This window comes from Fervidobacterium pennivorans DSM 9078, assembly GCF_000235405.2.
In the GTDB taxonomy this organism is placed as follows: Bacteria; Thermotogota; Thermotogae; order Thermotogales; family Fervidobacteriaceae; genus Fervidobacterium; species Fervidobacterium pennivorans.
In genome coordinates, this window is record NC_017095.1 from 426,604 (window position 1) to 447,610 (window position 21,007).

The 21,007-nt window shown below is 38.7% G+C and carries 17 protein-coding genes; 9 read left to right on the forward strand and 8 right to left on the reverse strand.

The annotated features are described in order from the left end of the window. Positions 1-6: 6 nt before the first annotated feature. The 4 genes from FERPE_RS02025 to FERPE_RS02040 form a co-directional block, all read right to left on the reverse strand. Positions 7-1,149 carry an ROK family transcriptional regulator gene (locus FERPE_RS02025; protein ID WP_014451016.1) on the reverse strand — a complete coding sequence of 381 codons (1,143 nt, stop codon included), beginning with the start codon at positions 1,147-1,149 and terminating at the stop codon, positions 7-9. 340 nt (positions 1,150-1,489) lie between these two features. Then, positions 1,490-2,167 (reverse strand): 16S rRNA (uracil(1498)-N(3))-methyltransferase, encoded by a 678-nt coding sequence (locus tag FERPE_RS02030; protein WP_014451017.1) that lies wholly within the window; start codon positions 2,165-2,167, stop codon positions 1,490-1,492. Positions 2,168-2,272: 105 nt separating this feature from the next. After that, a complete protein-coding gene (locus tag FERPE_RS02035; RefSeq protein ID WP_014451018.1) occupies positions 2,273-3,382 on the reverse strand; it encodes an ABC transporter ATP-binding protein in 1,110 nt (369 codons plus the stop codon). 5 nt (positions 3,383-3,387) lie between these two features. Next, complete coding sequence (locus tag FERPE_RS02040; protein WP_014451019.1) at positions 3,388-3,681, reverse strand: type II toxin-antitoxin system Phd/YefM family antitoxin; 294 nt, start codon at positions 3,679-3,681, stop codon at positions 3,388-3,390. Positions 3,682-3,856: 175 nt separating this feature from the next. On the opposite strand from FERPE_RS02040, the gene FERPE_RS02045 reads away from it, so the two are divergent. From FERPE_RS02045 to FERPE_RS02055, 3 genes are read left to right on the forward strand one after another with little or no spacing between them, the layout of a single operon-like run. Next, the gene (locus FERPE_RS02045) at positions 3,857-5,305 is read left to right on the forward strand and encodes a radical SAM/SPASM domain-containing protein (protein WP_014451020.1); all 1,449 of its coding nucleotides are present in this window, start codon (positions 3,857-3,859) and stop codon (positions 5,303-5,305) included. Between the two features lie 58 nt (positions 5,306-5,363). Next, positions 5,364-5,930, forward strand: coding sequence for a TetR/AcrR family transcriptional regulator (locus FERPE_RS02050; RefSeq protein WP_014451021.1), 567 nt, complete (start codon positions 5,364-5,366; stop codon positions 5,928-5,930). Between the two features lie 30 nt (positions 5,931-5,960). Further along, the gene (locus tag FERPE_RS02055; protein ID WP_041262773.1) at positions 5,961-7,163 is read left to right on the forward strand and encodes an MFS transporter; all 1,203 of its coding nucleotides are present in this window, start codon (positions 5,961-5,963) and stop codon (positions 7,161-7,163) included. A 100-nt stretch (positions 7,164-7,263) separates the two neighbouring features. Here the strand turns inward: FERPE_RS02055 and FERPE_RS02060 are convergent, their stop codons facing one another. From FERPE_RS02060 to FERPE_RS02075, 4 genes are all read right to left on the reverse strand, one after another. Further along, positions 7,264-7,626, reverse strand: a complete 363-nt coding sequence (locus FERPE_RS02060; RefSeq protein ID WP_014451023.1) for a S1 RNA-binding domain-containing protein — start codon at positions 7,624-7,626, stop codon at positions 7,264-7,266. Positions 7,627-7,674: 48 nt separating this feature from the next. Beyond that, the gene (rpmE, locus tag FERPE_RS02065; protein ID WP_014451024.1) at positions 7,675-7,887 is read right to left on the reverse strand and encodes a 50S ribosomal protein L31; all 213 of its coding nucleotides are present in this window, start codon (positions 7,885-7,887) and stop codon (positions 7,675-7,677) included. 80 nt (positions 7,888-7,967) lie between these two features. Further along, positions 7,968-9,782 carry a heme NO-binding domain-containing protein gene (locus FERPE_RS02070; protein ID WP_014451025.1) on the reverse strand — a complete coding sequence of 605 codons (1,815 nt, stop codon included), beginning with the start codon at positions 9,780-9,782 and terminating at the stop codon, positions 7,968-7,970. Between the two features lie 83 nt (positions 9,783-9,865). After that, positions 9,866-11,440 carry a GGDEF domain-containing protein gene (locus FERPE_RS02075; RefSeq protein ID WP_155804077.1) on the reverse strand — a complete coding sequence of 525 codons (1,575 nt, stop codon included), beginning with the start codon at positions 11,438-11,440 and terminating at the stop codon, positions 9,866-9,868. A 188-nt stretch (positions 11,441-11,628) separates the two neighbouring features. Here FERPE_RS02075 and FERPE_RS02080 point away from each other — a divergent pair, with 188 nt between their 5' ends. The 6 genes from FERPE_RS02080 to FERPE_RS02105 all read left to right on the forward strand — a co-directional run bounded on the left by FERPE_RS02080 (position 11,629) and on the right by FERPE_RS02105 (position 20,978). Next, positions 11,629-12,306, forward strand: a complete 678-nt coding sequence (locus FERPE_RS02080; protein WP_014451027.1) for a class II glutamine amidotransferase — start codon at positions 11,629-11,631, stop codon at positions 12,304-12,306. Beyond that, positions 12,303-13,514, forward strand: coding sequence for a diaminopimelate decarboxylase (gene lysA / locus FERPE_RS02085; RefSeq protein ID WP_014451028.1), 1,212 nt, complete (start codon positions 12,303-12,305; stop codon positions 13,512-13,514). Before FERPE_RS02080 ends, lysA begins: the two co-directional genes overlap by 4 nt. Before the next feature lie 90 nt (positions 13,515-13,604). Then, positions 13,605-15,950: a DUF4350 domain-containing protein gene (locus tag FERPE_RS02090; RefSeq protein ID WP_014451029.1), complete on the forward strand. Its 2,346-nt coding sequence runs from the start codon at positions 13,605-13,607 to the stop codon at positions 15,948-15,950. A 148-nt stretch (positions 15,951-16,098) separates the two neighbouring features. Further along, positions 16,099-18,585, forward strand: coding sequence for an ATP-dependent Clp protease ATP-binding subunit (locus FERPE_RS02095; protein WP_014451030.1), 2,487 nt, complete (start codon positions 16,099-16,101; stop codon positions 18,583-18,585). An 83-nt stretch (positions 18,586-18,668) separates the two neighbouring features. After that, on the forward strand, positions 18,669-20,072 hold the full coding sequence (radA, locus tag FERPE_RS02100; RefSeq protein ID WP_014451031.1) for a DNA repair protein RadA: 1,404 nt from the start codon (positions 18,669-18,671) through the stop codon (positions 20,070-20,072). 30 nt (positions 20,073-20,102) lie between these two features. Beyond that, positions 20,103-20,978 carry a DegV family protein gene (locus FERPE_RS02105; RefSeq protein ID WP_014451032.1) on the forward strand — a complete coding sequence of 292 codons (876 nt, stop codon included), beginning with the start codon at positions 20,103-20,105 and terminating at the stop codon, positions 20,976-20,978. The last annotated feature ends 29 nt before the right edge of the window (positions 20,979-21,007 follow it).

Here is a 21,007-nt window from a genome sequence, read left to right on the forward strand (position 1 = left end):
AAAACTTTATAAAATCCGCAAAAAATGTTCAAGAACAAGCACGTTGGCACCAACTAAAGATGGTGGAACATCTTCAAAAATTGTGTCTCTAATAACGGTGTTAAACAAAGTCTTGTCCAGAACTCTGTATAGTTCTTCTTCGATAAGATTGCCAAATGTCTCATGCATATCGTTAATCAAACCCCCGAGAATAATAACATCGGGGTTGATAAAATAGATAATGTTTTTGAGAGTAATAGCCAAATGTTTGATATAGCTTTCTAAAGCTTTTTTTGTTTCTTCATTACCTTCACTCCAGAGTGATTTCAGATAATGAAACTTTTCTTGAAGAGTGTTGTTTTTCGCACCACTTTTGTCTATCGCGTTTTCGGAAGTTTCTAGCAATCTCATGAGTGAAAGATACCTTTCAAGTTCTTCTTCGCAGAATGAGACGTGTCCAATCTCACCTGCTGCAGAATTCCGACCGCGAACGATATTGCCGTTTACCAAAAGTGCCCCGCCAATTCCTTCACCGAAGTAAAGAAAAAATGCTACTTTTGAATTTTTCACATCCGGTGAAAAGAAGCGTTCAGCAAGCATCGAGAGATTTGCATCGTTTTCTATGAATATTTCTATCCCAAGCTCCATAAATTCTTTTCCAAAGTCTATGTTCCTCCAGTTTAAATTAGGGGCACATATAAGTGTTTTGTTCTCGTAGTTCACAATTCCAGGAAGTGAAAATACAACCTTTGATATGTGATTTCGTGTTGGGTATTCTTTTGTGATTTTTTCAAAAGAGTTGATTACCATATTTCTGAACTTTTCGAAATCTTTTTGAGTATCAAAACTATCCACGATTTCCCATGAACCATCGAGATATCCAACACCAACAAGTGTTTCAGCAATCTCTACGTTGAATATAATAGATGTTACAAATGACTTGGTTGGACCGTATATCACCGAACTTCTCCCAATATGTGTAGATATACCAACAACTTCTAGCAATCCATTATCTTCTAATTCACCTATCAATCTCCAAACGGCACTTTGGGCAAGTCCCGTTTCTTTAGAAAGCTCAGCACGACTCGCTTTTCCTTTTTCCATGAGATATCGAAGGATGATTCTTTTATTCTCTTTTTTCATAGACACTGGGTTAAGCTTTTTCGCCATATCTTTTTCCTCCAAAATTGTGTGCTTATGTGAAGGTTTCATACCCCTGAGTTTATTGGAATCGTTATTTTTTCTTTCTCAGAAATAATCATTGTAGATTATACATGGAATACACAAAAATCCAAAGAGAAGCAAAGTAGAGAAAAGGTGGGTTAAGTCTTTACCACAAACATTTATGCAAACAATATACAACGTGTCAAAGATATTTGGTGGATTTACATCATTTCCAAGGAGGGAATTGAAATAATTTACACAGCATCTTTGGATAAATTTGCTATTTGACTCATGAGGTGAGAAAACTTGGGAGTTGGCTCTGAAATTAAGACAAGCTTACTACAAGTTATATTTTCCCCAACTTCATACTGAAAACACCTGTTGCGAGTATTATAGCGGTTTCAAATCTCAAAATCTTTTTTCCAAGGCAGATGCTTCTGAATCGTTTCTTCAGCAATAAAAGCTCTTTTTGGCTGAATCCACCTTCAGGGCCTGCTATTATACCAACGTTTTTTGATATCCTTTTTGGTATTTTTCTTCCTTTAAAATCAAGTATGTATGTGCTTTCCGGTGCCAAAGAGAAAATGTCTAAAAATTCTATAGGTTTTATTACAGGAAAGTTGTATCTAACACATTGCTTAGCAGCTTCTCTAACAACAAGTTCAAGCTTCTCTTGTTTGTCTTCGTAGTGTCTTGAAGCACGCTCGTTATTGAAAACATAAATTTCATCAACGCCTAATTCGACTGCTTTTTCAATTGTCCACCTTAGTCGTTCCCAGCGACCAGACGGTGCGAAAAGCACAAGCCTTCCTTCAGGACTTTCAACGAACTCGTAGCTTATCACACTACCAACTGCTGAATATTTATCTATTTTTTTAACCACAACTTTGTATTTCCCACCATTTCCGTCGGTGGCTTCTATGATTTCTCCTTCTTTCAGTCTCATCACTTTCATGTGAGTTACCTCATGCTCATCGAAATAAACAGCATCATCTTTTGGAATGCAAAAATACAAATTCGGCAAAGTAACTCCCCCCATTTAGAATATTTTAGAATATGCCGCCCGAAAAACGGGCGGCTATTACAATTTAATATGTTTCAAACGGGACTCATCCGAGGGTTTACGTTTTTACCAGTGCAATATTTCTTTTTCGGTTTCTTTGTCAAACACATGCATAGTGCTCATGTCGAAAACTAAGTCTATTTTCTGTCCTTCCTTTGCCTGCGTTTTGGCATTAACTCTTGCAACAAGTCTGTCTTCGCCAGCGATCACGTGCAAGAGTGTTTCACTTCCAAGTGGTTCGACAACATCTACCGTAACTTCGGCGGTGTTTTCCGGTTTTGGAGCGATTGCGAACATTTTATCGTAAATGTTCTCTGGTCTGATACCGAAAATGATATCTTTGTCGATGTATTTTGAAAGCTTGTCTTCGTATTCCGTTGGAACTTTAAGTTTCAGTCCGCTTGTCTTGACCCAAAGACCACCTTCACCGCGGATGATTTTTCCAGGTATAAAGTTCATCGATGGGCTGCCGATGAAACCAGCAACAAATATGTTTGCAGGTCTGTTGTAAACTTCGTATGGTGAACCTATTTGTTGAATTACTCCATCTTTCATTATGACGATTTTATCCGCCATCGTCATAGCTTCAACTTGGTCGTGTGTAACGTAAACTATAGTGGCTTCAAGTCGCATGTGGAGTTTTTTCAATTCTGACCTCATTTGAACACGCAGCTTTGCGTCGAGGTTTGATAGAGGTTCGTCAAACAAGAAAACCTTAGGATTCCTAACTATTGCCCTACCAACAGCAACCCTCTGCCTCTGACCACCGGAAAGCTGTCTTGGTTTCCTATCGAGCAGATGTTCAATTTCAAGAATCCTTGCTGCCTCTCTAACACGTCTTTCAATCTCATCTTTTGGCACTTTTCTAAGTTTCAGACCGAATGCCATGTTTTCGTAGACCGTCATATGGGGATAGAGTGCGTAGTTTTGGAACACAAAAGCGATGTCTCTGTCTTTTGGTTCAACGTCGTTAACAACTCTTCCATCGATTTTGATAATACCTTTTGTAATTTCCTCAAGACCGGCTATCATTCTTAGAGTTGTTGTCTTTCCACAACCCGATGGTCCAAGAAGTACAACGAATTCTTTGTCCTCTACGGTGAATGTTGCGTCTTTAACTGCCTCCACTTTTCCTTCGTAAATCTTCCACACGTGTTCAAGGTCAACCTGTGCCATACGTTTTATACCTCCTCTTCTTTTTGATGTCTTTCGGTATCTTCTATTTCTTCAATTTCGAAGATTTCTTCCAATTTCAGTTCTTTAAACACTGAAAGGTCACCGAGGTCAAGCAAGTACAGCTCCCAGACTTTGTCAACAAAGTCCATTATCTTTGTGTACTTATCGTAAGATACAACTACAACCGCCGGTTTCCCATTCCTGGTGATTATTATATCCTTTGAAAGAGCATCATCAACCACTTTTGAAAACTTCGCTTTTGCCTCTGCTAGTGAGTAAAAATCCTGTTTCACTCTCATATATTGACCTCCTTGACTATAATTATAGTCAATTTTTTTCAAAACATGTTACGGGTTGCAAAGCGTTACTAAATTGAAACAAAAAAGAAATATTAATTCTGAGGGATAGGGTGTAAAATTTGACTGACCGGTCAATAAAATATCGCTGTATATATTAAGAAGGAGGGGTAAGTTTATGCCAGTTGGTGGTTTGAAAGGTATGGTTTATCATCAAGCCGGTAAGTTAGTAGCCAGTGTTGTAAGAAAAGCGGATACTCAAACGTTTGCCAAGCTTTTGTTCACGGTGTCGGCATTTAGTAAAGAGCCAGCAAAGAGTGGTTTGAAGAAACTTGGATTGATGGCTCAAGAGGAACACCCAATGATTAAAAAGTGGATTGAGATTTTCCAGAAATCTTCTCCTAAGGCTGTTGAAAAAATTATAAATAACCTTATCATCAATGAATTTGCTATTGGTGAACCTCTCAGGCAAAAACTCATGCACGAACACAAAGTCGTTCTTCCAAAACTCGGAGTTATAAGCCCAACCTATGCATGTAACCTTAACTGTGTAGGATGTTACGCTGGATTGTACGGAAGAAAGTATGAGCTTACAAAAGATGAAGTTCGAAGTGTTTTAAAACAAGGAGAAGAACTCGGAATTTACTTCTGGGTTATTACCGGTGGAGAACCTTTCTACTGGCCACATCTCATGGAGATATTGGAGGAATTTAGCGAGCACTACTTCATGATTTACTCCAATGGAATTTTGATAACAGAAGAGAAAGCTAAAAAACTTGCAGAACTTGGAAACGCGACAATATCTATATCCGTGGAAGGGTTCGAAAATGAAACGGATTGGAGAAGAGGGCACGGAGTTTTCAGAGCAATTCTTAATACATGGGATAGATTGAGAAGATACGGAGTTCCATTTGGAGCAAGTGTTACGGCCACACGAATGAACCACGATATCATTATGAAAGATGAATTCTGGGACTTTCTTGAAGAAAACGGTGTGGAATATGTGTGGATTTATCAATTCATGCCTGTTGGTCAAGACCCTGTTATGGACCTTGTTCCAACCCCGCAGCAAAGGTATGAAAGGTTCTTTAAGACTGAACAAATGAGGCTGAGCGGAAGGTTCGCATTTGTTGCAGACTTCTGGAACCACGGATTCTTAACACACGGTTGTCTCTCAGCAGGTGCAAAGTATTTCCACGTGAACGCAAAAGGATATGTTGAACCATGTGTATTCCAACAGTTTGCAGTGGACAGCATTAGGGAAAAGACATTGCTTGAGATATTTAAGTCACCGTTCTTTGAAGCTTATAAGAGGGCAATTCCATTCTCCAACAATCTTTTCAGACCATGTCCAATTATCGATAATCCAAAGGTTTTCAGAGCGATGGTTAAGAATTTCAACGCAATTCCACAGCACGAAGGTTCTGAAAAGACAATTACAGAGCTTGCTCCGGAGCTTGATAAACTCGCAGAAGAATGGAAAAAGTATGCTGATAAGCTCTGGTACGAATACGGATACGTGGAAAGATACCCAGTTAACAGGGGTATTTACAACTACGAAACGAGGATGAAGAGATACGCCAACAAAGAAGAAGCGCTGAAAGTTGATAAGAAGATGGCTTTATAAAGTCTGTGAAATTTAAAACTTATATCACTTTAATATGACCAACTCGGGGGCGCTTAAATTGAGTAGTCGTTCGCAGGAAACTAGAAAGAAAATCTTAGAAGCTGCAAGGAAATTGTTTGCTGAAAAAGGATACGATGGTGTTAGTATGGAGGACATTGCGCAGGCCTCTGGCGTGCGCAAGTCCCTTATTTATTATTACTTTGAGAGCAAAGAAGTTTTGTTTGAAGAGGTTTGGATAGGAGTTATTGAGGAACTTGAGAAAGAATTGTTCCCCGAAGTTGAAAATGAAAAAAGTATAGCCGGAGCAATAAAGAAACTAATCAAGAAATACGTTGAGTTTACGCTAAATAAATCGGAGCTGAGTAAGTTAATTGCACGCGAACGAATGAATATTCTGGAAAACGGGGAAAGTTTATCAAGAGCAAAGGGTAAATATGTCAGTTTACTTAATAAATTAGAGAAGATTTTTGAAAAAGGTAAGCAAGAGGATGTCTTGAACGATATTGAACCTTCCACAGCAACTGAGATTATCTCAACGGTTGATTCTATTCCTCGTAAAAGCCTTATTAAAAGTGTTGAAGAATTTCTGCTGAAAGTTATTCTCAAAGAAAAGGTAGAGCACTAAGTTCCAGTAATGGGTGAGGTGAATTTAAACATGGATAACGAACTTCCTCAAAAAAGGAAAGCCCTTTACTTTGTAATTTTGATGGGATTAGTAAGTTTATTTAGCGATATTACTTACGAAGGCGCAAGGAGTTTGGTAGGTCCTTATCTTGGCTTGCTCGGAGCGTCCGCCGTTGTTGTGAGTAGTATTGCAGGATTTGGTGAACTTTTAGGGTATACTCTAAGGTTTTTAACTGGAAGATTAGTTGATAAGACACGTAAGTACTGGTTTTTTGCAATACTAGGTTATTCAATGAACTTGTTTGTAATTCCAGCATTAGCTTTGACAAAGCATTGGTATGCAGCTGCCGTTTTAATTATTTTAGAACGCGTAGGAAAGGCTTTGAGAAAACCTGCAAAAGATACTATTACATCTTTTGCAGGAAGCCAACTTGGTTATGGAACAACCTTCGCTATAGAAGAATTCATGGACCAAATCGGTGCGACCATTGGTCCATTAATTATGAGTGTAACAATTGCACAGAACATAAAACTTCAAACTGTAGATGCTTATCGTAAAGCCTTTGGTTTTCTGTTATTTCCAGCTTTGATAACTATAGGAATTATTACGGTGGCAAGGATTCTGGTACCTGAACCGGATAAAATGGAAAAAAACCAGTCCAAGGCAAGGAATGTCAAGTTTGACAAAGCTTTTTATTTATACCTTATCTCAATTTCTCTCATCGCTTTTGGTTTCGCCGATTTTGCGCTAATTGGCTACCATGTTCAGAGCAACAAAATATTATCTCCCGTGCTAATTCCTGTAGCGTACATGATTGCCATGATTGTAGATGCTTTCGCAAGTTTAATATTTGGTAGACTTTTTGATAAATTTGGAATAGTAATCATGGCTTTTGCATCGTTTATTACCTCATTTTACGCGTTTTTCTCGTTTGGAATGTCAAAAGAAGCGGTATTTTTAGGTTCCGTGCTTTGGGGTATTGGCATGGGAGCAAATGAATCAATAATGAAAGCTACAGTAGCTAAGCTTGTGAGTTCGGAAATTAGAGGAACGGCATACGGGTTCTTCAACGCTATTTTTGGCGTAGCCTGGTTTATAGGAAGTGCTGTGCTTGGGATTTTATACGCCATCAACAGGTTTTATCTTATATATCTTGCCCTCTTTACACAGTTGCTCGCAGCTGTTTTGCTATTATATTTGTCGATTATGATTAAAAAACAGACCACAGTATAGAACCTTCAGATTTTAGACATACGAACGCAAAAGTTAGTCATAAACAAAGGGGTGCACATTGCACCCCTTTTATTAGTTGTTATCTATGAACCTTCTTGCTTTATCTTCTCTTCGTTACGCCCTGTTTTTTGTCAAGTCTCTTTTTGTATTCCGAGTAAGTCTTTTGGCTGTCTTTTAAGAACTTTTGGAGTTTCTTTTCAAACTCTTCTTTCTTCAGTTCAGCGTCACTCATCTTTGTTGTTTCTTCTTTGAGTGATAGTTCCCACTTGCCGTCCTTACCCTTTCCTATTATCTTTGCTTCAATCTCCTGACCAACTTTGAGAAAATCTTCGACTTTCTGTACATACTGGTTAGAAATCTTTGAAATATGGATGAACCCCTTTTCTCCGTTTTCTAGTTCAACGTTTGCTCCGAATTTGAGTACCTCTGTTACTTTGCCTTTTACAACTTGGCCAACTTCCATAAAATGTAACCCTCCTGAAAGATTAGATTGGAGAAAAATATCAAACTATCAATACTTGCCTTCGTACTTTTTCTTGAATTTCTGAACACGACCTTCAGTGTCGACTATTAATCCAACACCTCCACTTCCTTTGTATAGTGGATGGCAATTTGAACATACGTCAACTTTGAGTTGTTCTTTTGTTGTCCAAATCTTGTGCTCCGCACCACATGCACACTTAACTGTTAATAGCCTCATCTCTGGGTGGATACCCTTTCTCAACTCACTCACCTCTCCCAAGTGATTTTTGACTGTATAAATTCACGTTATATATTACCACTTTCTTTTAAATTTTGCAAGTCTTATATTTTTATGTCTTTGAAATTATCTTGTATCATGTTTAAAAGATTGATGGTCTGTTTCACATTTGCAAAGACATTGTTTATTTCATCTAGGAACCGCTGAATCGATGCACTGATTTCTTCGGCAGTAGCTGAACTTTCTTCCGAAATAGCAAGTAGATTTTGGATACTTGTTGTTATGCTTTCGAGTTTCTCAGTTTCTGAGTTTAGAGTTGATACCAAAGAATTGAGTTGTTGCGTAATTTGTGAGATGATGTTACTGGACTCCTTGCTTTCAGTAGCACTTTGGGCAAGTATTTGCGATTGTGCTTTCAATTCTTCGTATCCTTTGATTATACTCTGACTGAGTCTATCAATTCCATTGGAAACCGAGGACAAAAATTGAGAGATTTTCACAGCGGAAGCTTTACTTTCCTCAGCAAGTTTCCTTATTTCGTCTGCGACTACAGCAAAGCCTCTTCCTGCTTCTCCACTTCTTGCTGCTTCTATCGCGGCGTTCAGAGCTAGTAAGTTTGTCTGTTCGGCGATACTCATAACAGTGCTTGCGATTTCCATAATTGCGCTTGCTTGATTTCTTAGTTGCTCGCTTTCACTTGCTATAGTTTCAAAATCACTGCTCATAGTCTTCATACCATTTGCTGAGTGTTCTACACTCTTTGCAGCGTTAATTATTTTCTCAACAGCTAAGTTTAAATCGTGAATAATTTGATTTTGCTCGTTTATCGTTCGTGTAATTGTATCAACGTTTGACGCCACGGTTTCCGAAATTCTTTCAGCATCGTTACTAATTTGAACGGCAGTATCAGCAACTTGTTTTGATAGTTCCTTCATGGTATCGATTTGTTCAAGTACCGTTTCCGAAGATTCTAAGGTTTTCTTGGAGAAGTTCATAAGTTCTTCTGTGTCTCCCTGGATGCCTACTAAGAATTCTCTAAGCTCATTGATGGCCTCTGAATTAATTTTAGAGACTTCTTCGAAGTTTCTTTCACCTTTTATTTGTACCAGAGTATTAAAATCTTTTTGTTTGTAAACTTTGCTAATCTCTTTTAGTCCATCAAGACCTTTTCTGAAATCTTTCAATCCAAACATAACGCCAATGAGTGCAAGTATCGAAGTTAAAGTTGCTCCAATAAGTGGTCCGAAGAATTTGGTCAAAAGGAAAGTGGCGACGAATGTAAATACAGGGAATATTATTGTATAGGTTGTAATGAAGTCTTTTAAAGTCCACAAACTCAAAGCTCGGTAGCTTTTCAAGCTTATAGTCTTACCGTACGGTTTCGTTGAGCGGACCTTTACTTCGACGAAGCTTCCCGAAGATGAAGAACCCTGGTCAAGTATTTCTATTTCAATCGGGTCATTGAAAAACTCAGATGCACCTTTGAGCAGTCCCAAAAAGTAATATCTGAAATCTCTGTGGGATTGATATCTAATAATTGCCGTATATGGGTCTATATAATTGAAAATTATCCTTGGTGGTTTTGCACCGGAAATCCTTCTTGTAAGAACCCTATGAACCCCATCCATTGCACTTAGAAACGACATGCAGTTGTCCTTTTTGAAGTATCCTGGGTAAAATTGCGAAAATGACCTGACATTGTTTTTTCCGGTCTCTTCCCAAAGTTCTTCGTATGTTTTTCCAACTCTTTGCGCTAATTTCTTAGAGAACTGAAAGACCAAATCATCAGGAACGTCCAGTGTTGGGATGATGAGTTTCGAAGTGTCAACTTTGAACTCTTCGATTAGCGAATTGACAACACTCTCACCGTACAATTTTTTCCAAGTGTTTATCCAAATATTCATCACGAAGCTTTTCATATCCCTTTCCTCCTTTCCCTTTTGTGATTTTATTTTCTTTTTTATACCACGTTCATTATTATACCACGGATAGTTATATATTATTATATTTTGTGACCAGATTTTTGAGCCTTCATTTCATACATGAGTTTGTCCACAGCTCTAATTGTGTCACTTAAACTACCATTATATTGTGAAGCACCGAAAGAAAAAACAGGTCTAAGTTCATGAGAGTTGGTGAATTCGTTTTGTACTTTGGAAAATATTTGCTTCGCCTTGCTTACTGGACAATCTTTTAACACAACTAAGAATTCATCTCCTCCCATTCTTACAATACAGTCACTGGTCCTAACGTTGTTCTTGATAGTTCTTACTAGCAGTTTCAAAATTTCATCTCCAATTTCATGTCCGTAGTTGTCGTTAATCATTTTGAATTTGTCCATGTCTACATAAACAATGGTATCTTTAGGTGAGAGTCTTAGTTCGCTCAAAATACCCCTGTTGTATGCACCAGTAAGAGGGTCCATGATGCTTTTCAAATATGTTGTAGTAATCCTTACAGTCATATCCCTATATTCAGTGACAATTATGTAAGAAAAGCCGAAGAAGAGTGCTATTATACCAAAATGGGAAAGCAATTTCATGTTCGTTGAAAAGAAAAGCACTGCACCATCGTGAATTATTGTGAGTACGAAGAAGAGCACAAACCCAAAGATTGTAGGAGAATAGGTCTTTACTGCAACGGATATAAGATAAAATGCGTTTACAAAAAGAAGGAATGCGATATTGTTTGTAAGTATCTTCAAATGGTAATTTGAAGGTGCTAACGAAATAGAAAGAGCAGCCAAGAGATTGAGAATCATCATTAATTTATCGGCAAATCTAACCTTATCGAAATATTGGTTAACTATCCCCTTTATCAGGAAAGCAAAACCTAAATAGGCACTTGCAGTAAATATCTTCCTTAGTATTAGAAACGAGTGTAAGGTTCCAAGTGTTGGAAATGGCAATAAATCGAACATCCACAAGTGTCCAAGGAAGCTTGCTATTGATAGTGACAAGTAAATTTTCCGTTTGATATCGCTCGTTGTCTTAGAAAGAAGGTACAGTATTATAGATAGCGTAAGAATCAATCCCGCTGAAAGTGGAACGATAATGACTGTCAAAAAATGGAGTATAGCATATTTGGTGCGTTGAGAACCGTTTACGATTTTGACTGGAAAGTCGATTCCTATTTCATAGACTCCTGATATCTCAAATTCGATGGTTTTGAAATCTTCTGGAATCTGGAATAAAAAAGGCTGATACCACACATGTCCGGTTCTATCTTCCGAGAATCCAAAACTACCTATTACTTTGCCATCTACTTTTACAACAAAATATGACGTATCTATCTGTGGTATATATAAATATCTTGTTGTCCTCTCTTCTTGTGCTTTATGATTTACCAAAGCTCTTACAACCACTGTGGAAGGCTTCCTTAAAGTCTTGTAGAACCTTTTTGGCAGTGTGCTCTCTGTGAAGATATTATTTTCATCCTTGAGCACTTTCCATCCATATATCTCTGTACCATCGACAATTAATGAATATTGAAAGCTTAAAAGTAATAAGAAAAACAACGATGTTGCAAGAAAGAATGGTTTAAAGTAATAACTGATGTATTCCTTCAATCTTACCACATCCCCTTACATGTACAATGTTCATGACGTTATTATTTTATCACACAGACCTATATTCTCAAAACAAAAAGCAATAGCTTCGCTATCGCTTAGATGTATTAGACTAGAAGGGACGCGATTTAGTTCGAAATGATTTTTAATGGTATAATATCTTAAACAAAAGACCATTCTCCGTGGGAGGGTTTACGATGTGTAGAATGGCTGCGTTTTCATCGTCGAATGATATTTGCATTGTTGAAGTATTTGATAAAGTATCTGTAATGGCGGAGCGTGGCAGGGGAGCCCCGCATGATGATGGGTATGGTCTAATAATTCAAAGTCAATTTGAAAAATTTGAGCACAAATCAACTAAGGCGATATATGAGGACGCTGATTTTAGAAAGCTTTGCGAAAAACTCCGGGGAGAGGTTGGGATAATTCATGCACGTAAGGCTTCCCCAGGTATTCCCGTTGGCTTGCAGCAGCTCCATCCGTTCTATATAGAAGGTAGATACCTTGCACACAATGGTACGATAAGAAATGCCAACAAAGCTAATCTTTTTCAGAGCGATACATATGATTTTTTCCTCAGTATTCATGATTTCAAAGACTTTGAAGGTCTACTTAATAATGTGAAAAAGTACGTCGAAAATCATGATTTTAGTGGAATTAATTTTTTGTTATTAGATGAGTTAGATAAGTCATTATACGTTGGTTGCATATACACTGGAGATAGCGAATACTTTACATTGTATTACAAAGCTGACAAAACATCATTTTTTGTATATTCACAAGAAGATGTCGAGGACTCGCTTACACCTATGGAAAACGGACAAATCTTTAAGGTAAGAAACGGAGAAATAATTGAAGAAGGGAAGGTGTTTTGAACGTGTTCAATTGTACAACGATAAATGATTTATTATCGGAAGAATTGGTTCAAGAGTTGTCAAGCTCGTATGGTACACCGCTTTACGTTTATTTCGAAAGAATAATAAGAGAACGTGCAAGGAGCGTGTTGGGGATTTTTAATGGTATCAATATTTTTCCGACCTTTGCATGCAAAGCAAACAACAACCCAAACCTTCTTCGTATTCTAAAAGAAGAAGGCTTTGGGACTGATATTGTTACGTTGGGAGAATACTACGCTTCAAAACTAGCAGAAATTCCAGACGAGAGAATTGTATGGAATGGTAATGGAAAATCTTTGAAAGAGATGTCGCTGTTATCAAAGGTTAGATATATCAATGTAGATTCAATAGAAGAATTGGAAAGATGGAAAGATGTCGCCTCTAAATTTGATAATATCCCCGAATTATTCTTAAGAATAAATCCAGACGTTGATTCAAAGACGCATCCGTACATATCCACAGGTCTGAAGAAGAACAAATTTGGGATTCCAATAGAAATGGTAGAAAGAGCTTTGAAAATAGTAAAGACAAGCAACCTCGAGTTGGTGGGGTTCCATATTCACATTGGTTCACAAATAACAGATGTTGACCCGTTTTACGAAGCCTTGGGTCAGACTGTTGAACTCAGCAAAAGCTATGGTTTTAGGAAGATTAATATAGGTGGGGGCTGGGGAATCAACTATAAAGACAAAGAACTCAATTTATCAAAGTACCGTGAGGAGATTATACCTCTGCTTAAAGATTTTGAAGAAGTCGTCTTAGAAATTGGGAGATACATAATTGGACCCGCTGGGGTGCTAATTTTGAAGGTTGAGTACGTAAAAAAAACAGATGCAAAGACTTTTGTAGTTGTAGATGGCGGAATGAACGTTCTCATTCGACCAGCAATGTATGGAGCATTTCATGGTGTTAGGGTCTTGAGTGCTGAGCAAAATGAGAAGGTGGAAGTAGATGTTGTGGGACCGCTTTGTGAATCTGGGGATGTTTTAGCGACACACTGCATGTTGGAAATTCCAAGGGAAGGTAGTTATATTGTAATCGAAAATGCTGGAGCTTACGGATACGCAATGGCAAGTAATTACAACTCTACATTAAAACCCGCAGAAGTTTTAATGACCGAAAATAATGAACCAAAGTTAATCAGAAGACGTGAAACATACGATGACCTTTTTAGGACTATAATTTAAATTATTTTGGGTAAAAAATTTAAAAATCTGTGGTATAATAATCAGCTCACGTGAAATACATCCTGCAAAACACAGAGGGGGCAGTCTATTATGAAAGGATTGAACATGAAGATAGGTATTAAGCTATCTATCACCATAGTGTTGTTATTGTTGACAACCGTTTTTGCACTACCAAACTTTGACTACCAAATCTATTACGGAAATTTGCATTCTCACACTTCCTACTCTGATGGAAGAGGAACTCCCGAACAAGCTTATGCGCATGCTTCAAAATATGCTGACGTGCTGGCGGTTACCGACCATTGCTACTTTCTAAAAATACCTGTCAACGGGCAATCGAAAACTTATCTAACTCAGCAAGCAGCGCGCAGTGCAACGATTCCAGGTAAATTCGTAGGATTACAGGGATTTGAATGGACAGCAGGTTCTGGGCATATAAACGTTTACGAGACACTTGAGTTTATAAGCCGAGATGAAAAAGGTGACTTGAAAGATTTCTACGAATGGATTACAAAGGTAAAAAAACTTGCACAGTTTAACCATCCTGGAGTTACGTTTGGCAATTTCCAAGATTTCTGGTTTTGGCCTGAAGCTGACAAATATGTGAATCTCATAGAAGTCGGAAATGGTAACTGGAGCAGTGCGGACGTTATTTCCGAAGAGATGTTCAACAATTTCATACTTGCTTTGAATAGAGGTTGGCATCTTTCACCAACAGCTAATCAGGACAACCACAAAGAGAATTGGGCAAGTGCAAACGATGCACGCACCGGTATCCTGGCAAAGTCGTTGATTTATGAAGATATTATGGAGGCACTATGGAACAGGAGAACATTTGCATCGGAAGACAAAAATGCAAAGCTTTATTTTTATGCGGACAATAACATCATGGGAAGCATTTTACCTTACCGTGAAAAAGCAAATTTTTACATCTATTATTCAGACAAAGGAGACCCTGTCAGTAAAGTATACATCTTTTCGCAAAGTAAAATCTACGAACTTCCCGAGCTTTCTGGAAAAGATGAGTTCCAGTACAGCGCAACATTTGATATAGTCGATGGTTACGAATGGTTCTTTGTTTACATTATTCAAAAGGACGGAAACGAAATAGTTTCAGCACCTGTTTGGTTTGAAACTGATAGCCCATTCAGGGTCAATTACGTTCGCGTCGGTCCTGAAAAGCCAAGCGTGAATCAAAATGTTCAGATTACCTTTGACATTTACAATGTTTCTGAAAATCCACAACAAGGAACATTGACAGTTCTTCTCAACGGTAAGTCGGTGTATAGTGAGAGGCTTTCTTTAAAACCCTATGGTATCGAGTACGACAAAAACATCCAACTTGGGAAACTCGAAGCAGGGGATACCCGTGTAGACTTTTTAATTGATGATAAAAATGTCCAGTCAGTTGTTATCAAAGTTTCTGAAAAGAGAGGATTAACAGTCCTTGTAGACAAACTCCATGAGAACGATGTAGGTGATGAATTACTATCTTTGTTGAGAAAGTTTGAAGAACAGGGTAATACGGTAATTTTTGCTGACACTGTTTTGAAAGATTACAACGATGTTGATATTGTCCTAATTCCAACGCCGAAACAAGGTGGATTGGATTTCTTCAAAGACCTTATGCCAGATGAAATTGAGTGGCTGAGAGCATTCAAGGGGCAACTTATTTTGTTGAAAGGTAGTGACGAAGAGTATTTTGAAAGGTATTCAGAGTTGATCCAAAACGCTAGCGTAGTTAACAGCGTTGAAGAACTTGCAAATATACTTGGAGTATCTTTACCAACTTCTAAACAAATGACACAGCAGAGAAAAGTTGTCTACATAGACCAAGGGCACTCGAATGATTATTATAAAGATAAGCTCTCAAAGCTTGAATCTTTCCTTAAGACGAAAGGCTTCGAAGTAGCCTATATTGATAAAATTCAAGCCATCGACGGAATGTATTTAATCATCATGAACGGCAAAGGATACTTAGATGATGAAGTTAGGAATATTGTCAGCTTCGTTAAGAATGGTGGAATTTTGATAATCACATCAAAAAGTGATTACAATAATGGCGGGAATACGGAAGATTTAAACGCGATTCTCGATGCCCTCAATTCACCTGTTAGATTTAACGATGACCAGGTGGTTGATGAAATTAACAACTACGGGGCTAACTACAAAGTAATTGCAGGTAACGTAAGATTTTACTCACCTTGCTCATTGTTGTTATACGGTAACGCACAAGTTTTGATTTCCTCAGAGACGGCGAAATCTGTGGATTCAGATGGCAAAAACGACGCCCAACCTGTTGATAAAATAATACTAGCAGCGACGTTCAAGAGTGGATTGGGAAAAGTCGTTGTACTTGGAAAAGCTGTCTTTTCAGACTTTGATTACGAGCTCAATAAAGAGTTCATTCAAAATGTGCTCTTCGATGTAAAATAAGTCCAAGGTTAAACAATGTTGAACATTGTAGTTCTTTAGATTTAGTCTATAAAAACATTATTTATCGAATTAAAATAGCGGGGTGCACCCGCTTTATTTTTTTCTTTTTATGTGTTATAATATTTTCGGATGTACGGAGGTGATTTACATGTTCGATAGGTTTTCTGAAAGGTCTGCGAAGGTTTTTGTTATGGCTCAAGAGGAAGCGAAAGACCTCGGTCACTCATACGTAGGAACCGAGCATTTGTTGCTTGCAATACTAAAGTTGAATGATAAACCTCTTGCAAATATCTTAGAGAGGTATGGCTTGACATACGCACGTGTCAAGAACGAGGTCATTTCGATAGTTGGTTTAGGTATGCGGGGATTCATTATGTCTCCGCAAATGACCCCACGAGCAAGGAAAGTTACTGAGATTGCTTTTGAAGAAGCCCGTATGATGGGTAGCGACAAGATAGACCCTGAACACTTGCTTTTGGGTATACTGCGTGAGGGTGAAGGTATTGCAATTCATATTTTGAAAAAGCTCAACGTGAATATTCAAGCATTGCGTAAGGAGATAACTGAAAATATCTCCGATGAGGATTTCTATGAAGAAAGCCAAGCGCTTCCACCGTCTTACGAAGAACCAACAACTTCTCCAGCTGTTCGTCAACTCGAGGGGTTTGGCGTTGATTTGACAGCGCAAGCGCAGCGTGGCGAACTTGACCCAGTGATTGGAAGGGAAAATGAAATCGAAAGGCTTATGCAAATTCTCGTTAGGAGAAAGAAGAACAATCCTGTGCTTATTGGAGAGCCGGGTGTAGGTAAAAGTGCAATAGTTGAAGGATTGGCGCAAAGGATAGTGTCCGGTGAGGTGCCGGAACCGTTGAAGGGCAAGACTATATTCTCTCTCGACGTGGCTGCACTCGTTGCCGGTACGAAATACCGCGGTGAATTTGAAAAGAGGATGAAGAAGTTACTTCAAGTCGTTAAAGGGAACAAAGATATAATTCTTTTCATAGATGAGCTCCATATGATAGTAGGGGCAGGCTCTGCCGAGGGTGCTGTTGATGCGGCGAATATTCTTAAACCAGCCTTGGCACGTGGAGAACTCCACTGTATTGGGGCAACGACACCCGACGAATACAGAAAATACATAGAAAAGGATGCAGCTCTTGAAAGAAGGTTTCAGAAAATATACGTTCAAGAACCAAGTCCACAAATGGCGTTGGAGATATTGAAAGGTTTGAAATCAAAATACGAAAGCCATCATAAAGTAAAATACACAGATAAAGCACTCGAGGCAGCAGTATATTTGTCCCAAAGATATATCACAGACCACTTTTTACCGGATAAAGCTATTGATGTTATTGACGAGGCAGGAGCCAGAAGCAGGCTGAAATTATTCGTTATGCCAAGCCACCTTCAACTTTTAAAACTCCAGATAGAGTCTGTTAAGAACGAGAAAGAAGAAGCGGTAGCCGCTCAGGATTACGAAAAGGCAGCGGAGCTGAAAGAGAAAGAACAGCAGCTCAAGGAGCAATTCAACGAAGCCTACAGCAACTGGCGTAAACAAGTTGAATCTACAATCGTTACAGTTGATGTTCCTGAGATAGAAGAAGTTGTGGCAGGTTGGACTGGAATTCCTCTCAAAAAACTTGAAGAGACTGAGAGGGAGAAGCTTCTCAATCTTGAGAATGCATTGCACGAAAGGGTTGTTGGCCAGGAAGAAGCAATCAGTGCAATTGCACGCGCTATTCGTAGGGCAAGAAGCGGTTTAAAAGACCCAAGAAGACCTGTTGGCGTTTTCCTGTTCCTCGGACCGACTGGTGTTGGTAAGACTGAGCTTGCTAAAGCACTTGCAGAATATCTGTTCGGCGATGAAAAAGCTTTGGTACGGTTCGACATGAGTGAGTATATGGAAAAATTCTCAGTCTCCAGGTTGATAGGTGCACCTCCAGGATACGTTGGGTATGAAGAAGGAGGAACACTAACAGAGAAGGTAAGGAGAAGACCGTTCTCGGTAATACTTTTTGACGAGATAGAAAAGGCTCATCCTGATGTGTTCAATATATTACTCCAGATAATGGATGATGGACGTTTGACAGATTCACAAGGTCACGTTGTTGATTTCAGAAATACCATTATAATCATGACAAGTAACATCGGCGGAACTGAAATAGTTACTTCCAAGAAAAACCTCGGATTCGTTGGTGAAGAAACTCATGAAAGAGACTTCAAAGAGATGAAAGATAAAGTGCTCGAAGAAGTGAAAAAAGTCTTCAAACCAGAGTTTATAAACAGAGTTGATGAAATTATCGTATTCCATAAACTTACAAAAGAACACATCGAACAGATTATCGAAATACTGCTCAAAGACATCAGAGCAAGGTTAAGCGAAAGACACATCACCTTAGTGCTTTCGCCAGAAGCAAAAGATTTCTTGGTTAGCGTTGGTTACGATGCGGTTTATGGTGCAAGACCATTGAAGAGAGCTATTCAAAAGTACATAGAGGACCCACTCTCTGAGGAGTTGCTGAGAGGTGAAGTTGAGGATAACGACGAAGTATATGTCGTTCGTGATGGTGATAAACTTGCTTTCATAAAAAACAAACAAAATCAAGTTGCAACGACTGTCAAGTCCGAATCGTAGAAAAGATAACTCTTTATGATTTTTGACAATCTAAAACTTCACAACCATTCAACACGCTAAATGTTAGAAGGTGACTTTAAAAGATGCCAAAAACAAAAACTATCTACGTATGTGATAAGTGCGGTTACGAGTCACCGAAATGGTTTGGACGTTGCCCAGTTTGCGGTGAATGGAACAGCGCAAAGGAATTTCAACTAAAGGATGCTTCAACGGAAGCAAAAAACATTAGGTCTCAAGATGCGGGGATGATGGAATCTCATCCTCGCTTTTTTGATTTGCATACAGCCCTTGAAAGATCTGAAGAAGAGAGAATCAAAACAAACATTCCAGCAGTTGACCAGCTGTTGAATGGCGGATTAGTCCGAGGACAAGTCGTATTGCTCGGTGGGGAACCAGGCGTTGGTAAGAGTACTTTGGCACTTCAAATATGCGATGCTACGGCTAAAAGTAACGAAAGGGAAGACCATGTTGTTTATTATATATCGGGTGAAGAGAGCGTTCAGCAAGTAGCAAGTCGCGCCAAGAGATTAGGAATTAAAAATCCAAGAATTTTAATTTCTTCCGAAACACAAATAGAAGATATCCTCAGCAACATAGACCCACAAAAAGCAAGACTAATTGTTATTGACTCGATACAGACACTCAGCAGCGTTGATATAGATTCCCCTGTCGGTGGCGTTGTCCAGATAAAAGCTGTTGTCGAAAAAGTTAGAATTTTTTCAAAGAAGTACAACATTCCTTCCTTGCTTATTGCACATGTTACTAAAGAAGGAGTTATAGCAGGACCAAAGCTCGTTGAACACGTTGTTGATACTGTGATATATTTCGAAGGTGAAAGAACAACTGATTACAGGATTCTAAGGGTTCAAAAAAATAGATACGGTCCCAGCGGAGAAATCTCTGTCTTCCAAATGACTCAGGAAGGATTAAAAAGCTTATCTGAGGATATATTACTGAATTATTCGAACACCCCAGGTAATGTTTTTACCAGCGTTTTTGAGGGAAGTAGACCTTTGAACGTTCAGATTCAGGCACTTGTCTCCCGAGTAAAGATGGCTTCCGGAAGGAGAATCTCGCATGGTATAGATGTTAGAAAGGTCATAATAATATCCGCTGTCTTAGCAAAGCATCTGAACTTGCCTCTGGATTTTCATGATATATATATAAATGTCTCTGGGGGACTAAATATAACAGACCCCGGTTGTGAATTAGCAATTGCAGGTGCGATATTGTCGTCTTTTCTCGACTCCTATATAGGAAACGTGCTCATGGTAGGAGAAGTAGGTTTAGACGGTAGCATTCGACCGACAGTGAACGTTACAAAGCGTATTGAAAACGCAAAAAAACTACAGATAGAAAGAATAATCATCCCAGCTAGTGTTGATTACAACTCCATAAATTCAAAGTCGGACTTGAAAGTAGAGCATGTGAAAGATGTAAGAGACCTTTTTGAGCTTGTGATGTCAGAAAAGACGGATAAAATTTGAAATACAAAATCATAAGAGGGAGTGAAGAAGATGTCTGAAAAGCTAAAAGTTAAGATACTGATTGACAGCACGTCTGACTTTCCAAAGGAACTCATTAAACCATGGGATGTTGATATTGTCCCACTTTACGTTATCTGGCCCGATGGAACGACGGAAAAGGATGATACAAGGGATTTCAATGAGTTAAAAAAGTTCTATGAAAAGCTCAAAACTGCGCCAGAATTACCAAAAAGCTCACAACCAACTGTTGAAGACTGGAAGGCAAAATACGAAGAAGCGAAGAAAAACGGTTACGATGGGGTTTTGGTTATAACGATATCTTCGGCTATGTCTGGTACGTTTAACTCTGCGGTTCTGGCTTCCAAAGAGGTAGACATCCCAGTGAGGGTTGTTGATTCCAAAAGGGCATCTACGGCAATATCTCCGATGGTTAGGTATGCACGTGAATTATTCGACCTTGGTTTGGGACTTGAAGAGGTAGCTCAAGAGCTCGAAAAGAAAATAAAAGCCAAGGGTTTTGGTGCGTTCTTCTATGTCCAAGACTTCAACTTCCTTGTTAAAGGTGGAAGGGTCAGTAAATTCACGGGATTTGTGGGCTCGCTTTTGAAGATTAAAGTAGGTATTTACATAGATGACGAAGGCAACATGGTTCCATTCACAAAAGCAAGAGCAACAAAAGCAATACACGAAGAGTTAATCAAAAAAGCTCAGGAAGAGGGGTTCCCTGCCGGTAGTACCGTGGATTTATACATGGTAAGTTGTGACAACATGGAGGAGCTCAAAGAGATAGAAGAGGAGCTAAGAAAAATTTACAAAGTCAAGAATGTATACTACACACCTACCGGTAAGGTTATCTCTATGCATGTGGGACCCGGTCAGACTGGATTTGGTATAGAGAGATATTAAAATATTCTTGTATTGGCTTGTATTAACCT

Coding starts and splice junctions, on each gene's coding strand:
- FERPE_RS02060 (WP_014451023.1), bottom strand. CDS start 7,626: ATGGAAGTTGGCCAAGTTGTAAAAGGCAAAGTAACAGAGGTACTCAAA.
- FERPE_RS02040 (WP_014451019.1), bottom strand. CDS start 3,681: ATGAGAGTGAAACAGGATTTTTACTCACTAGCAGAGGCAAAAGCGAAG.
- FERPE_RS02095 (WP_014451030.1), top strand. CDS start 16,099: ATGTTCGATAGGTTTTCTGAAAGGTCTGCGAAGGTTTTTGTTATGGCT.
- FERPE_RS02055 (WP_041262773.1), top strand. CDS start 5,961: ATGGATAACGAACTTCCTCAAAAAAGGAAAGCCCTTTACTTTGTAATT.
- FERPE_RS02090 (WP_014451029.1), top strand. CDS start 13,605: ATGAAAGGATTGAACATGAAGATAGGTATTAAGCTATCTATCACCATA.
- FERPE_RS02035 (WP_014451018.1), bottom strand. CDS start 3,382: ATGGCACAGGTTGACCTTGAACACGTGTGGAAGATTTACGAAGGAAAA.
- FERPE_RS02070 (WP_014451025.1), bottom strand. CDS start 9,782: ATGAAAAGCTTCGTGATGAATATTTGGATAAACACTTGGAAAAAATTG.
- FERPE_RS02025 (WP_014451016.1), bottom strand. CDS start 1,149: ATGGCGAAAAAGCTTAACCCAGTGTCTATGAAAAAAGAGAATAAAAGA.
- FERPE_RS02105 (WP_014451032.1), top strand. CDS start 20,103: ATGTCTGAAAAGCTAAAAGTTAAGATACTGATTGACAGCACGTCTGAC.
- FERPE_RS02080 (WP_014451027.1), top strand. CDS start 11,629: ATGTGTAGAATGGCTGCGTTTTCATCGTCGAATGATATTTGCATTGTT.
- radA (WP_014451031.1), top strand. CDS start 18,669: ATGCCAAAAACAAAAACTATCTACGTATGTGATAAGTGCGGTTACGAG.
- FERPE_RS02045 (WP_014451020.1), top strand. CDS start 3,857: ATGCCAGTTGGTGGTTTGAAAGGTATGGTTTATCATCAAGCCGGTAAG.